12 protein-coding genes and 3 pseudogenes are annotated in these 15,384 nt (G+C 46.7%); 1 reads left to right on the forward strand and 14 read right to left on the reverse strand.

Going from position 1 to position 15,384, the window contains the following annotated elements:
* Window positions 1-6: 6 nt before the first annotated feature.
* The 8 genes and pseudogenes from smc to J0B03_RS01170 all read right to left on the reverse strand — a co-directional run bounded on the left by smc (window position 7) and on the right by J0B03_RS01170 (window position 8,690).
* Entirely contained in the window at window positions 7-3,558 is a 3,552-nt protein-coding gene (smc, locus tag J0B03_RS01135; RefSeq protein ID WP_207300067.1) for a chromosome segregation protein SMC, read from the reverse strand.
* A gap of 5 nt (window positions 3,559-3,563) precedes the next feature.
* Complete coding sequence (locus J0B03_RS01140; RefSeq protein ID WP_207300068.1) at window positions 3,564-4,655, reverse strand: elongator complex protein 3; 1,092 nt, start codon at window positions 4,653-4,655, stop codon at window positions 3,564-3,566.
* The gene (gene rnc / locus J0B03_RS01145; protein ID WP_207300069.1) at window positions 4,645-5,343 is read right to left on the reverse strand and encodes a ribonuclease III; all 699 of its coding nucleotides are present in this window, start codon (window positions 5,341-5,343) and stop codon (window positions 4,645-4,647) included. The genes J0B03_RS01140 and rnc overlap by 11 nt, the downstream gene beginning before the upstream one ends.
* An 85-nt stretch (window positions 5,344-5,428) precedes the next feature.
* Window positions 5,429-5,656 carry an acyl carrier protein gene (gene acpP / locus J0B03_RS01150; RefSeq protein WP_207300070.1) on the reverse strand — a complete coding sequence of 76 codons (228 nt, stop codon included), beginning with the start codon at window positions 5,654-5,656 and terminating at the stop codon, window positions 5,429-5,431.
* 36 nt (window positions 5,657-5,692) lie between these two features.
* Complete coding sequence (plsX, locus tag J0B03_RS01155) at window positions 5,693-6,688, reverse strand: phosphate acyltransferase PlsX (protein WP_207300071.1); 996 nt, start codon at window positions 6,686-6,688, stop codon at window positions 5,693-5,695.
* 73 nt (window positions 6,689-6,761) lie between these two features.
* A complete protein-coding gene (rpmF, locus tag J0B03_RS01160) occupies window positions 6,762-6,941 on the reverse strand; it encodes a 50S ribosomal protein L32 (protein WP_207300072.1) in 180 nt (59 codons plus the stop codon).
* 11 nt (window positions 6,942-6,952) lie between these two features.
* Window positions 6,953-7,432, reverse strand: coding sequence for a YceD family protein (locus J0B03_RS01165; RefSeq protein WP_207300073.1), 480 nt, complete (start codon window positions 7,430-7,432; stop codon window positions 6,953-6,955).
* Between the two features lie 38 nt (window positions 7,433-7,470).
* Window positions 7,471-8,690: pseudogene (locus J0B03_RS01170) on the reverse strand (acetate/propionate family kinase).
* A gap of 266 nt (window positions 8,691-8,956) precedes the next feature.
* On the opposite strand from J0B03_RS01170, the gene J0B03_RS01175 reads away from it, so the two are divergent.
* The gene (locus tag J0B03_RS01175) at window positions 8,957-10,183 is read left to right on the forward strand and encodes a nucleotidyltransferase (protein ID WP_207300074.1); all 1,227 of its coding nucleotides are present in this window, start codon (window positions 8,957-8,959) and stop codon (window positions 10,181-10,183) included.
* Between the two features lie 50 nt (window positions 10,184-10,233).
* On the opposite strand, the gene J0B03_RS01180 is transcribed toward J0B03_RS01175, so the two are convergent.
* The 6 genes and pseudogenes from J0B03_RS01180 to J0B03_RS12385 form a co-directional block, all read right to left on the reverse strand.
* A complete protein-coding gene (locus tag J0B03_RS01180) occupies window positions 10,234-10,557 on the reverse strand; it encodes an ATP synthase subunit B family protein (protein ID WP_207300075.1) in 324 nt (107 codons plus the stop codon).
* Window positions 10,558-10,687: 130 nt separating this feature from the next.
* Window positions 10,688-11,161: pseudogene (gene coaD / locus J0B03_RS01185) on the reverse strand (pantetheine-phosphate adenylyltransferase); the annotation flags it as partial.
* Entirely contained in the window at window positions 11,158-11,715 is a 558-nt protein-coding gene (gene rsmD, locus J0B03_RS01190) for a 16S rRNA (guanine(966)-N(2))-methyltransferase RsmD (protein ID WP_207300077.1), read from the reverse strand. The gene rsmD and the pseudogene coaD, both read right to left, overlap by 4 nt.
* A gap of 18 nt (window positions 11,716-11,733) precedes the next feature.
* Window positions 11,734-13,761 (reverse strand): ATP-dependent DNA helicase RecG, encoded by a 2,028-nt coding sequence (gene recG / locus J0B03_RS01195; protein ID WP_207300078.1) that lies wholly within the window; start codon window positions 13,759-13,761, stop codon window positions 11,734-11,736.
* 1 nt (window position 13,762) lies between these two features.
* Complete coding sequence (locus J0B03_RS12380) at window positions 13,763-14,530, reverse strand: DAK2 domain-containing protein (protein ID WP_309485108.1); 768 nt, start codon at window positions 14,528-14,530, stop codon at window positions 13,763-13,765.
* Window positions 14,525-15,381: pseudogene (locus J0B03_RS12385) on the reverse strand (DAK2 domain-containing protein); the annotation flags it as partial. The pseudogene J0B03_RS12385 and the gene J0B03_RS12380, both read right to left, overlap by 6 nt.
* Window positions 15,382-15,384 lie beyond the last annotated feature (3 nt).

Genomic DNA, 15,384 nt, shown 5'->3' on the forward strand with positions numbered 1-15,384 from the left:
TTCCTCCTATACGATATCGGACAACTGTACCGACAGCATTTTCGATACGCCGTCTCTCCCCATGGTCACGCCGTACAAACGGTCTGCTGTTTCCATGGTCCCCTTTCGATGGGTAATGGTAATAAACTGGTTTTCTTTGTTCAATTGGGCCAGAAAATGTGCAAAACGATCCACATTGCTGTCATCCAATGCAGCGTCGATCTCGTCGAGGACGCAAAAGGGTGCCGGCTTGATGCGGATGATGGCAAAGAGTAGGGCGATGGCTGTCAGGGATTTTTCTCCGCCAGACAACAACGTGATGTTTTTCAGTTTCTTCCCTGGGGGTTGGGCCACGATCTCGATGCCTGTGTCCAAAATATCTTCATCGTCCACGATCAGCAGTCCCGCATTCCCGCCATTGAAGAGGCGTTTGAATGTCTGGTTGAACTGGGCCTGGATCAGTGTGAACTGCTCTACAAATTGAACCTGGATGTCTTTGCTGATGTCCTTGATCATGGTCTTCAATTCTTCTCTGGCTTTCAACAAGTCTTCCCGCTGTTCCGTTAAAAATGCATGCCTGTCGTGAACTTCCTTGTATTGATCGATGGCTGCCAGGTTGATGTTTCCAAGACCTTTGATCTTGTCTTTCAACGCTTTGGCATTTTTCATTTCCAGTTCCATATTCTCTACCGGATAGCGGTATTCTTTTGCCATAAGGTAAGTCATCTGATAGTCTTCAAATATGTTCTCTGAAAGGTGTTCTTTTTCCAGCTCGTTGGCGTTGATCTTTACATCCAGCTTTCCAATGGTTTCGTTCAACAACATTTGTTCGTGATTGTACCCTTTCAGTTGGCTTTCCAGATAATCGAATCGTTGATTCTTCTCTTTCCGTTTCTTTTGTTTTTCTGCCAGATCCTCTTTGAATCGTGCAATTTGAGATTCTGCATCGTTCATGAAATCAGACTTGTTGAGGATGCCTTCCTCCCCTTGCTGGATCATTTCCTTTAGTTCCAGGATCTGCTGATCCTTTCGATGGTTTTGTTCTCGGGCCTCTTCCAGCCGCATTTTTTCGTTCATTTCCTGCTGTTCCATACCCCGATACTGGGTCTCCAGGCGGGCAGCTTCGATGCGTCGACTGTTCAAACGTTCCGTGCAATCTCTCAACTGATTTTCCATATCATCGTCTTGCTCGGATTCATCCTGTACAGGTTGATGTTGAAGATCTTCCTGGATCTTTTTTCTGGTTCCATCCATTTCTCGGATCTTCTCTTGCAAGGATCTTATTTTGTCTTGATTATCTTCCATGCTTTTTTCATGCTTCTCCATCCGTTGTCGAATGGATGCCTGGTCTTTATCCAAAGATTCCAATCCCTGATCGATAAGTCGAAGTTCTGTCATCACGTTGTGCACCTTGGCCTGACGGTCTTTTATTTCGACCTCCAGGTCCTGGATCTCCCGATCGGCCAGATCCAGCTGTTGTTCCACCTGTTTCCATTCTTCCGTCATTTCCAGGATGTTTTGTTTCAATGATTCGATTCGGTTGTTTCGCTGTAAAAGAAGATTGTTCTTGTTGAAGGTTCCTCCGACGATGGCTCCACCCGGATGGAACACTTCTCCCTTCCGGGTAACGATCTTTCCCCGGTAATTATTCTTCCTGCTCCATTCCAAACCGGTTTCCAGATCGTCGACGATCAGGGTCTTGCCCAAAATCTGCGAAAAAATGCCTTCGTACTCGGAATCAAAGGAAATCAAATCGATGGCAAGCCCCAACACACCGCTCTTGGAAGTCATGTTGGATGGTAGGACCTCCCTCTTCCCCTTTACCGCGTTCAAAGGCAGGAAGGTGGCTCTGCCCCATTTTTTCTCATTGAGCAGTCCGATGCATTTTTGGGCCATTCGATCATTGTCCACTACGATATGTTGAAAGGAACCTCCCATGGCGGTTTCGATGGCAATGGCATATTCAGGATCAACTTTCAGCAAGTTGCCGGCTATGTCCCGCATGCCTTCCATGCCTTTTGGGTCCCGTTGCTTGTGGGACAACAGATTTTTTACACTGCGATAATAGCCTTTGGCATCCTGGTCTTCTTCCAACATATGCAATTTCGATTTTTCCGAAGCAAGATTGTTGTTGAGCAGGCTTCTCCTGGATGACAGCTGGCTTCGCTGTTCTCTCCGTTCTTTTTGCTGATTTCGCTGTTCTTCCAGTTCCGTTTCTTTAAGACGCAAAACCTCTTCCCATTCTTTTTTCTGTTGAAGGGCTTTCTCCTTGCGTTGTACCAGAACCTCCACTTCACTCTCCATGGACTGGTATTCGTCTTTCAATGTTTCGATCCGGTCTCCTGCATATTCCACGTTGCTTTTGGCTAGGGCGGTTTCCTGGTCGAGTTTTTGCAGTGTTTCCTGCATCTTTTGCATTTCCCATTCTCGACTTCTATTTTCCATCCGTTTGATCCGGATCGCTTCTTCCAACGTTTCTTTTTCCGTCAGGCTTTCTTCCACCAAAAGGCGGATCTGATCCCACTTTTTCTTATGTTCTTCCTTCTCGTTGGAGTTTTGCTCCAGTAAGGAAGTCAACTCTTGGATCTTCTTTTGGGATTCCGCTTTCTCTTCTTCGTATTGGCGAATTCGGTCTGCGGCATTTTTCATGTTTGTTCTGGATACTTGGATCTCCGTGTTGAACCGTTCTGTACGCTGGCTCAGGTCCAGCATGGTCTCGTTGATTTCGTCGATTTCCGCTTCCAGTATCCCGGTCTCCCGTCGAAGAGCCTGATAAGTGTTGTCCGCCTCTTCTGTTTGCCGTTTCTTCTCTTCCAGCTGGATCTGGCTTTCCCGGTGCTGCTGGGTAAGATCGTTTAGCTGGGCATCCAGCTGCTCCGTTCGATTGACAAAGACGTTCAATTGGATTTTCTTCAGTTCTTCCGCATGCTCCAAATAGATCTGTGCTTTTTTTCGTTGTCTTTTCAACGGTCCCAATTGCTTTTCCAGTTCCGTTACAATGTCCGTCACCCGGTGGATGTTGTCAACCGTACGCTCCAATTTTCGTTCCGATTCCTGTTTTCGATTTTTAAATTTTACGATCCCTGCCGCTTCATCAAACAAATGACGAATATCCTGTGGATTGCTACTGACAATGGAATCGATCTTCCCCTGACCTATAATGGAATATCCTTCTTTTCCCAAGCCCGTATCGGCAAAAAGCTCCTGAATGTCTTTGAGGCGACAAGGAGTTTTATTGATCAAATATTCGCTTTCTCCAGATCGATACAACCGTCTGGTGACGCTGATCTCATCGTATTCCAACGCCAAGACACCTTGGCTGTTGTCTAATACCAGGGTCACTTCCGCATAGCCCAAGGGTTTTCTCGCAATGGTTCCGGCAAAAATGACATCTTCCATTTTAGAGCCTCGCAGGGACTTGATCTTTTGCTCTCCAAGCACCCATTTGATGGCATCTGCTATATTGCTTTTCCCGCTGCCGTTGGGACCGACTACTGCTGTGATCCCTCGATCGAAATCCAATTCGATCCGATCCGCAAAGGATTTGAAACCGTATATTTCAATTCTTTTAAGATACAATAAGGTCACTTCCTTGTATTGAATTTCCGTTGATAGAATGCTTCCATCCTGTGCAAATGGGATTTCATCTGCAGCCGATGTCTCTCCCCGTTCCGATCCAATAAAACATCGTCTCCCAGGTCCTCCTGCTGGACCAGTCGGAGGATCACCCCTGTTTCCTCCAACAATTCCTTCACGACGAAAGACTTGTTTCCTATGATTTTCGAATGGATCTTTTTCTCGGCTCCAACAATTATGGTTTCTCCTTCTACGTTTTTGTCCAAGATAAACTCTTTCAACAGATCTTTGTAGATGGACGAAACCACCATTTCCCCAAATGCCGGGTGGAACGGTCCTGCTATCAGGGAATCCGCTTGCTGCAAGGATTCAGAAGCATGCAATCCCATTCGAATGATGGGGATCTTCCGGTTCGTAAACATGGCGTATGGGATCTTGGTCCATTCCACAGCTTCCCGAATCTCCAATGGTCGGTATTCTCCCCTTTGATACCATGATTCCAGCAGGGTGTCTGCCAAAACCAGACAAGGATAGATCCGGATGCTGCCAGGATCCCCTTTCAGCAACTGCCAAGTGGTGGCATAAAGCTTCTCTTCACTGTCTCCGGGCAACCCAACCATCATCTGATAGCCGTGGCCGATGTTGGCTTTTTTCAATTCTTCCACCCCACGTTGGATCGTCAAAACGTCGTAATGGCGCCCGGCCAGGGACAACACGACCGGATCGGTGGACTGCACTCCGATTTCTACGTAGTCAACGCCGTACTTCGAAAGGAGCTGTACATTTTCCCTGGTCAGATAATCCGGCCTTGTGGAGATCCGAATCCGCTGGATAAACCCTTTCCGTCGGGCCTCTTCGGCCAACTGCAACAGGCGTATTTGCCGCTCTTTTTGAATGGCTGTGAAGCTTCCTCCATAATACGCCAGAGTGTAAGTGGGGTGACTTGTGGAATTGCTGCTGCGATACCGCCCAATGGTCTCCTTGATCTCTTCTTCATCCGGACTGGACACAGCACCTGCGATTTTTTTCTGATTGCAAAATGAACAATCATGTGGGCACCCTTCGTGGGGAATAAAAATGGGGATGATCTTATGCTTCATATAGAACGCCCAAGTCAACCAGCCCGTGATAGGCGGCTTCCTGTTCCGCTTCCTTTTTGTTGCTTCCTTTTCCCACACCGATCACAACACCATTATAATACAAATGCACATGAAAAATCTTGTTGTGTTCGGGCCCGGTTTCCTTTTCGATGGTGTATTCCAGGGTCGATTCCGGTTTTTGTTGTGCGATCTCCTGCAGTTTTGTTTTGTAGTCAAGGATCAAGTTCCCCTCTGCTGCATGGAGGATCGTCTCCTCCAAGAGTTGCAGGATCATGGATCTTGCCGGCGACAAACCGCCATCCAGATACACTGCACCAACAATGGCTTCAAAAGTATTAGCTAAAATAGATTTTCTTTCCCGTCCTCCGGTATTTTCTTCTCCCTTTCCCATGTTCATGTAACTGCCAAACCGGTGTTTGGCAGACGCTTTGGCCAAGGAGTCCGTGCAAACTATTTTAGCTCTTACCTTTGTTAGTTCCCCTTCCGTTTTGTCCGGGTAGTTTCGATACAAGAAATCGCTGGTCACCAGTTCCAACACTGCATCCCCTAGAAATTCCAACCGTTCGTTGTTTTTCAGGTGAGATTTTTCGTTGATGTAAGAACTGTGGGTCAATGCATTTTCCAGCAGCTTCTCGTTTCGAAAGGAATAGCCGATGGAATTTTCCAATTTTGACAAGTCCAATTGCATCCCTCTTTCCTTCTGATAAAAGGACAAAAGAATCCGAAGCATGCGCTTGAGATTCTCGTCCTTTTAATGTACCTGTGGTACTTGATTATAGTTTGTCCAAATAATCTACAACATCTTCAATGGTTCTCATGCCTTCCAACTCTTCTTCGTTGATTTCCAAGTTGAACTCATCTTCAATGGACATAATCAATTCTGCCACATCGAGAGAATCGGCACCCAAATCCTCCATAAAATCCGCACTGGGAGTGATGTCGTCTTCGCTTACATCCAGATGCTCTAAAATGATTTTTTTGATTTTATCAAATGTATCCATGTCACACCTCCTACTACTTACTATTATGCGCGAAATCTATTGGATTTCAACTATTTTATTGGATATTTTCTCTAAAACTTTTTTTTCTTGAAAAACGATCCCCTGGCGTATGGCATTGTAGAAAGCTTTTGCATCGGAACTGCCATGGGCTTTGATGATCCCGGACTTGATGCCAAGGAGGGGTGCGCCGCCATATTCCTTATAATCGAATTTGGTTTTGAACTTTTTCAATGCCGGTTTCAACAACATGGCACCCATGGTGGACCGTAGATTTTCCGTCATGGCCGTTTTCAACGCCCCCATGATGTAACCGCTCAAACCTTCCGTCAATTTCAATATGATATTGCCTGTAAACCCGTCACACACCAAAATATCCGCTTCTGATGTCACCAGGTCCCGGCTTTCCACGTTTCCTATGAAGTGGAGACCAGATGTTTCCAGCAAGGCATATGTTTCTTTATAGAGTTCATTCCCCTTGTTGGCTTCCGTTCCTATATTGATCAAGCCTACTTTCGGATCTGGTATGTCCAGGATGTTTTGTGCATAAACAGACGCCATCATGGCAAATTGGACTAAATAAGAGGCTTTGCAGTCTGCATTGGCACCTACATCCAACAACAGCGTTGGCGTTGCTTTTCCGGACGGCAGCGCTACGGTCAGCGCCGGTCTCTGGATCCCTTTGATCCGTCCCAGCAACAATGTGCCTCCGGCAAGCAAGGCGCCTGTACTTCCGGCAGACACCAAAATGGCATCCGGTTCTTCCTTCAACAACCGCATACCCACCACCATGGAAGAATCTTTCTTTTGTCGAATGACCCTTGCCGGTTCGTCTTCATTTTTCACTACTTCAGAGGCGTGCACGATTTCAATAAGCCCTTCTACGGACCCATGCTTGACCAATTCCTGTTCCAGAAGTTCCTGGTTGCCGATCAAGTGGATCTTTCGATCGAAATCCCTGGCTGCTAAAACAGCCCCTTTCACGATTTCGGCAGGTGCGTGGTCTCCACCCATGGCATCGACATAAATTTTCATGATATCTCACCTCATCGCTAATTTTAAAAAAAGAAATGCATAAAAGAAATGGCAGAGATGAACTCTGCCTAAATTACGCTTCGACGGATATGACTTCTTTGTCTTTGTAAGTTCCACAAGATTTGCACACTCTGTGAGGAAGCTTCGCCTCACCACATTTAGGGCAAGTACTGATTCCCGGAACGGTCAACTTGTAATGGGTCCTTCTTTTATCTCTTCTCGATTTTGATGTCTTACGCTTTGGTACAGCCATGTTTACACCTCCTATTCGTCCTCATTTAATAAATTGCTCAGAACAGATAAACGAGGATCAAATTGTTCTGATTCACAGGTACAGTCGACTTCATTTCGGTCTTTGCCGCAAACAGGGCAAAGGCCTTTGCAGTCTTCCCTGCAAAGCGTCTTCGTTGGCAACTGTACAAGAATATTATCCCGTATCAATTCTGTTAAGTCAAGCTGTTCGCTTTTGTTCTTTTGTTCTTCCGTCAACTCCATCTCTTCCGTGAAGGACAACTCCAGGATCGAAACGAATTTTTTGGTGCATCGACTGCATTCCTGCTCCACTTCTGCACGGGTCGTCAAATCGAAGACCAGTCCGTCCGTAGTGTTGGCGACGAAGCCTTTTACTTGGATGGGCGACCGTTGTTGAAACCCGTCCCCGCTGATGTAATCATCCTCGATCGTTGCGTCGATTTCCAAAATTGTTTGTTGCCCATGAATTAGATCTGAAATATCGATCTTCAAAAGAACCACCTCATAACTTGCAAAGGTTATTATAACTGCTAAACGAGCGCTTTGTCAAGTGCCAACCCCTGTACGATTTTTCGAGTATCTCTGGCAATGGCAAGCTCTTCATCCGTAGGAATGACCAGGACCTTCACCTTGGATCCAGGAGTGGAAATCATATTCTCCTGACCGCGGATCTTGTTTTTTTCATCGTCGATCTCGATCCCCAGGTAACTCAAGCCCTCGCATATGGCTTTTCGATTGCTGCCGGAGTTTTCTCCCAATCCTGCAGTAAAGACGATGGCATCCACTCCGTTCATGGCCGCCACATAACTTCCTATGGACGTTTTCACCTTGTAATTGAAAACGTCAATTGCTAGCAGGGCTCTTTCATTGCCATTTTCTGCTGCACTTTCGATGTCCCGAAAATCGGAGCTGACACCGGATATTCCCAAAACACCGGATTCTTTATTCAGCACTTCGTACACTGCGTCGGTGCTCATGTTTTCCTTTTCCATTAAAAAAGTGACGATGGATGGGTCAATGCTTCCACAACGGGTCCCCATTGCCAACCCTCCAACGGAGTGAAACCCATGGTGGTATCGATGGATCTTCCGTGTTCCACTGCAGAAATGCTGGCGCCGTTTCCCAAGTGGCAGGTGATGATCTTCATGTCGTCGATGTTTTTTCCCAAAAACATGGCCGCCCGCTCGGAGACAAACTTGTGGGACGTGCCGTGGAAACCGTACTTCCGGACTTTGTATTTCTCATAATATTCATAAGGCAAGGGATACATGTAGGCTTCCTTTGGCATGGTTTGATGAAAAGCGGTATCAAAAACCGCAATTTGAGGAACGCCCGGCAACAATGCGGAACATGCATTGATTCCCGTAATATTGGCGGGATTGTGCAAAGGCGCCAATTCGATGCACTTTTCCAAAGCCGTCATTACCTGTTCGTCGATCAGAACTGATTCCGAATAGTACTCTCCGCCGTGAACGATCCGGTGCCCTACCGCATTTATTTCATCCAGGGATTCGATGACACCATATTTTGCTTCCGTCAATGCGGTCATGACCAGATTCAACGCCGCTTTATGATCCGGAATGTTTTCCTTTTGAACGATCTTATGTTTTCCAGCAGGACTATGTGTAAAAATGCCTGCCTCCAGACCGATTTTTTCCACTAGTCCTTTTGCCAAAACAGTCTCGGTATCAGCCTCGATCAGTTGGTATTTAAGGGAAGAACTTCCGCAATTGATCACCAGTAAGTTCATTAGAACATCTCCTAACTAAATATTGTATAGTTATCATTTTAACATAAGGTTATAGACATGCAATCAAAAAAACACATTTATTTTCCTTGTATTTTTTGATTATGCAAACGATTTCGTTAAAAAAATACGCTTTTTTGCAATATTCAATTTGATTTTTTAAAATTGTATTCAATAAACACACTATTTTCGTTATATTATTAACGTTTAATGCGATTGCCACCTTCCCTTTCATCTAGTATGATGAAAGGGAGATTGGAGGAATCGATATGAAGGTATTGGGAATCATTGCAGAATACAACCCTTTCCACAACGGTCACCTGCATCATCTGAATGAAAGCAAATCCAGATCCCAGTGCACCCACACCATCGCCGTCATGAGCGGTCATTTTCTGCAACGGGGCGAACCGGCATTGATGGACAAATGGTCTCGGGCGCGCAGCGCTGTACACAACGGGATCGATCTGGTCCTGGAATTGCCCTTTGCCTTCAGTTGCCAAAGTGCAGAACCTTTTGCCTATGGCGGCATACGGATCCTTCAAGACCTGAATGTTGTGGACACCATCGCCTTCGGAAGTGAAACCAACGACCTGACCCGCATGATGGATGTGGCCGCAAAACTGGCATATGAAACACCGGAATTCAAGTCCTCCTTGCATAGGTATTTAAAAGAAGGCCTTTCCTATCCAAAAGCCAGGGAACTGGCCTTAAAAGCCAATTTCAAGGGTTTGAACCTGCCTGCAAGCTCTAACGACATTCTTGGGATCGAATACTTGAAATGGTTGATTCGATTGGACAGCAGTATCAAACCACTGCTGATCCCTCGATACAAGGTGGACTACCACAGCACCTCGCCGAAAGACGACATGGCCAGCGCCACCTACCTTCGCAATCAGGTATGGCAGGAAGGATTTTCCTGGGAAGATCTGATGAAATACATCCCAAAAGAAACCCTTCTTGAAATGGAGCGCTACCTCCAAGAGAACAAGTTCAACCGACTGGATCAATATCTGGACAACATCCGGCTTGATCTTATGCGGACCTCTGCAGTATCTCTGCTGCAATACAGTGAGATCAAGGAAGGATTGGAAAACAAATTGAGAGAAAGCATCTACCGTGCCGGCAGCGTAGCCGACCTGATCCACAGCACCCAATCCAAAAGGTATACCTATACTCGGATCTCCAGGATCCTGTGCCATCTCCTACACCATTACGACATGGTGAAACACTTGACGTACTTTGTTGACAGGGATTTCACACCCTATATTCGCGTTTTGGCATTCAACAACAAGGGTCGACGTCTGCTTCGTTCCATTCGGGCAAAAACAGACAACCCCATCATCACTAATGTAGGACGGTCCAAAAGGCTCCTCAACAAAGACCAGGAGGCCTGTTTGGATGTGGACATCCTTTCCAGCAACCTTTACTTCACGAAAACCAATCCGGAACGGATCCAGGAGGATTATTACCGCAATCCTGAATACGTGGATATATGAAGATATGAATGCAAAACTCCATCCGCCATATTCTCTGACGGATGGAGTTTCTAATTTCCTCGCAGTTGTTTTCGATTGTTCTCCAGCGTGTCGGAAACATCTTTCAGTTGCCGCTGCAGGTCTCTCAAGACAGTGTCTGCATATTCGGTGGTGGATTTTCGAATTTCCCGGGATATTTCTTCCGCTTTCTTTCGAATTTCCTGTGCTTCCTGATAAGCAGACTGGGTGATCTGGTTTTCATCCACCATGGCCCGGATCTTCGATTCTGCATCGTTGAGGATCTTCTCCGATTCCTTTTGGGCTTCCATCAATATTTTCTTTCGTTCTTCTTTGATCCACTGGGCCTGTTTGATTTCATCCGGCAACGACAACATGATCTCCTGTATGATCTCCAGGGCCTCCTCCGTATTGACCATCACCTTGGATGAAAAAGGCACATGGGTCCCTTCGCTTAAGATGTTTTCCAGTTCGTTGAGCAGTGCGATGATTTTCATGGATTTCCCCCTTGTACTTTGTTTTGATGGTATCCATTGTTTCTGGCGGTACCATCTCTTCCACATTTCCCTGAAATTTAATAACTTCCCGGACCATGGTGGAGTTGATGTAGGAATAGTTGATGTCGGTCATGAGAAAGACGATCTCGATGTCCGGATCCAGCCGCTTGTTCATGGCGGCCATTTGAAATTCATATTCAAAATCACTTAGAGCACGCAATCCCCGCAAAACGAAACCATACTTGTTTTCCTTCAAGTAATTGACCAGCAATCCACCGAAGGAATCCACCGTCACATTGGAAAGATGGCTCGTTGCCTTTCGGATCATATCCATGCGTTCTTCCGTTGAAAAAAAAGGTTTTTTGGTGGAATTCTCCAAAATGGATACCACCAGGCCGTCGAACATGCGGGCTCCCCGCTCAATAACGTCCAAATGTCCTTTTGTGATGGGGTCAAAACTCCCCGGGTATACAGCTATCTTCATGTCATCACCTTTTTTCTTAAAAATAGGACTCCCGTCCTGCCATATTTTCTTTCGTCGATTTGATCCAGAAATGATTCATCATATACAGGAGCATGGGAATAGTCAAACTCCAATAGTATGATGCCATCGTCCGTCAGCAGATCCATGTCCACAATAGACTCCAGCAATTTATCCTGACCTTCCATGGCATAGGGTGGATCCAAATATATGAAATCTGCCTGGATCTTCTTTCTTTTCAATGCTTCCAAAGCGGTTTTATGATCGGCTTGCCCAATGGAATACTTGTCTCGGGGCAATCCGCAATGCTCCAGATTCTTTTGGGTCAGTTGGATGCTGTCCCTGCTTGCGTCGAAGAAATAAACCATTTCACTTCCCCTGCTGAGTGCCTCGATGCCCATGGCTCCGCTTCCGCAAAAAAGGTCCACAAAAATGCATCCCCTCAGTTGGAAAGACAGAATATTGAAAATGGATTCCTTCACCCGGTCCGACGTAGGCCGTATGGCGGCGTCCTTCGGTGAAAACAGTTTTTTTCCTTTGGCTGATCCGCTGATCACACGCATTTTTCTCCTCCGTTAGTCTAAAAAGTCCAGTTTGCTTTGGAATGTTTCCAGCAACTTCTCCATAGGTTTTTGATCCGGCCATTGCTGCAGTTGTTCCAACAATGTTTTCGCCGTTTCTACCTCCTCCTGATCCTTTTTCAGATCCGTCAGGGAAAAGTTGGGCAGTCCATGTTGCTTGAAACCAAAGTAATCACCAGGTCCTCGAAGATCAAAATCCTTGTTGGATATATAAAACCCGTCATTGCTTTCCGTCAATACCTGCAGTCGTTCCATGGTCTTTTCATTTTCCGTATCAGTTGCAAGTATGCACCAGGATTCCTGATCCCCTCGGCCGACCCGGCCCCGCAACTGATGGAGTGTAGCCAGGCCAAAGCGCTCTGCATTCAGTACAAGGATCACCGTGGCATTGGGTACATCGATGCCTACTTCCACCACGGTGGTGGAAAAGAGCACGTCTATTTCCCCGTCTGCAAATTTTTTCATGATGGATTCCTTGTCATCCCGCTTCATTCGTCCATGGACCAAACCTGTCTGCAGATCTCGGAAAAGGCCCTTTCTCATTTTTTCATAAATTTCTTCCGCAGCAAATCCTTCCTCTTCTCCTTGTTCGATCTCCGGTGACACGACAAAGATCTGCCTTCCCTTTGCTGCTTCCTTCTGAATGAAGGCAAAGACTTTTTTCAATCGGTGATTGCCTACTACATGGGTCTGTATGGGTCGACGTCCCTGGGGCATGGTCTCGATTTGGGAGACATCCAAATCACCATAAAGCACATGAGCCATGGTTCTTGGGATGGGAGTGGCGCTCATGACCAGGGAATGGGGTCTGCTTCCCTTTTCCGTCAAACGTTTTCGCTGCTCCACACCAAAACGGTGTTGTTCGTCGGTGATCACCAGGCCGAGTCGGGCAAAAGTCAGATCCGGTTGGATCAGAGCGTGGGTGCCAACAACGACATGGGCCTCGTGGTTTCTGATCTGCTCATAGACGTTATCTTTTTGCTTTTTGTTCATGCCGCCCTTCACAAGGACGACACGGACGCCAAAGTCCTTTAAAAATCCTTTCAAGGTCTTTTCATGCTGTACCGCCAATAGCTCCGTGGGAGCCATCAATACAGACTGGTAGCCTTGAAGATGAAACAGATACTGAGCGAGAGCCGCCACTACTGTCTTTCCGCTGCCCACGTCGCCCTGCACCAGACGGTTGATTCGGATCCCCGTCCTTGCATCCTGTTGTATGTCCGACAATACAGACTGCTGCCCTTCCGTTAGTGAAAAAGGCAGACTGTTTTCCAGCGCCTTCATTTTTACTTCTGTTTCCTCATCCCAAACGACGGGAATATCGGTGGTATTGTTGCTCTTCATCCGGGCAAATCCGGCAAGCACTTCCAGCAGCTCGTCCACTACCAGCCGTCTTCTCCCTTGTAGAAGGGTCTCCATGCTGTCCGGACGATGAATGGCTCGTATGGCTTCCTGTCGGCTCCAAAGCCCATGCTGTTGCCTCAATTCATCTGGCAAAAGATCTTCGATAAAATCTGCCATTTCCAGGGCAGATTCCACCGCTTTTCTCAGATCCCGCTGGTACAATCCCCGGGTCAAAGGATAAATGGCTGCAAATCGCTGTTCCAGCAGATCTTCCGCCTTATCCACGTATTCCGGGTTCTCCAGATTGTATGTCCCATATCCCCAACGAAATTTCCCATGAAAATAATAGGTGACATGAGGCTTCAAGGCATTTTTTATGAATGGTGTATTGAAGAAAGTCACACGAAATCGCTGGGTCTCTCCCTGACACTCGAAAGTGGTGATGGAGAGTTTGGAACGGACTTTCCTCTGGGAGGCGGGACCCAGGATCATTCCCTGGACAACTACTTTTGTACCAGGCTGGGCTTTTGACAAATCTTCTACGTAAACTCGTTCTTCATAATCACGGGGAAAAAAAAGAAGCAGATCTTCCATATTGAATATTTTCAACTTGTGAAAAAGTGCTTCCTTTTTTTCTCCGATCCCTTTCAAGATCCGAATGGTTTCATAGGGGTTCATTTTACTCTACAGACACGATGTAATAATACAACGGTTGTCCGCCGTAATGCAATTCTACATCCAAATCGTCATATCGCGTTTCCACTTTTTCCGAAAGTACACTCGCCTCATCTTCCGGAACGTCTTCTCCATAATAAATGGACAGCAATTCACTGTTTTCGTCCACCATGGATTCCAGCAGCTCTTCACAGATCACCGCCGGATCCGAACCGACGCACTGGATCTCTCCGTTGTAGATCCCAATGACATCGTCTTTTTTGATATCTTTTCCGTTGATGGTGGTGTCCCGTACGGCAAAAGTCACCTGTCCCGTTTTGACTTGTTCCATGGATCGGGTCATGGCTTCCAGATTCTGATCCGGCTCCGATTCCGGGTCAAAACCCAGCAAGGCCGTGATCCCTTGCGGAATGGTTTTGGTGGGTATCACCACAACATTTTTTTCACTCAATTCTTTGGACTGATTTGCCGCTAGGATGATATTGCTGTTGTTGGGCAGTACGATGATATTTTCCGCATGGATCTGATCCATTCTGCTGAGAAAATCTTGTGTGCTGGGGTTCATGGTCTGTCCGCCCAGGACAACCTCGTCCACTCCCAGGTCCATAAACAAATTTTTCATTCCCTCGCCGGCAGCAACGGCAATGACCCCATATTTCTTCAATTTTTCCGCCACTTTAGGTTTTGCCGCTCCAGCCTTGGCGATCACCTGCTCCCTCATATTGTCGATCTTGATCCGGGTCAAGGATCCGATTTTCAATGCTGCAGCCATGGCTTTATCAGGATCGTCCGTGTGCAGGTGGATTTTAATTTTTTCTTCATCCCCACGACGATGATGGAATCTCCGATCTTCTCGTAATCGCTTGCCAGAGCTTCTCGAATTTCTTCATTGTTCTTTCCGATGATTATAAACTCGGTGCAATATCCGTAGGTAAGATCTGCCGGAGACTGATAGGTGTCCTCCACCGGCTTGTCCCAGTCGATTTGTGGAACAAAAACAGATTCTTTTCCGGTCAAGGCATTCAACGCTCCTTCCAAAATGAAGATCAATCCCATGCCTCCCGCATCCACAACACCTGCATCTTTCAAGACTTGGAGCATATCCGGGGTCTTGTCCAATACGCGACGGCCTTCTTCAATGGCATCCTTTAAAAAGTCTTCCATGAATTCATAATCCTTGACGTGTTCTTCGCTCCATTCCGCCATGCCTCTGGCGACGGTAAGTATGGTCCCTTCCGTTGGCTTCATAACGGCTTTATAAGCCATTTCCGACGCCTGCTTCATGGCTTGGGACGCCAGTGCCAGGTTCATGTCGCTATGGCCTTTGCAGGCCTTTGCAAAGCCTCTGAGCAACTGAGACAGGATCACTCCCGAGTTTCCTCTTGCTCCCATCAAAGCCCCACTGGAGGCAACGGCGCTTATTTCCGAAACCGATTCTTCAGCAGTCTCCTCCAATTCTTTGGATGCATATTGGAGTGTCAGGGACATGTTGGTCCCCGTATCCCCGTCCGGAACGGGAAAGACGTTCAAGTCGTCTACCGTTTTTTTGTTCGCATCAAGGTTGGCCGCAGCTTCTTGAAGCATCCTTTTAAGCAATGCTCCATCGATTATTCTCGTTTGCATAAG

This window comes from Alkalibacter rhizosphaerae (assembly GCF_017352215.1).
Lineage (GTDB): Bacteria > Bacillota > Clostridia > Eubacteriales > Alkalibacteraceae > Alkalibacter > Alkalibacter rhizosphaerae.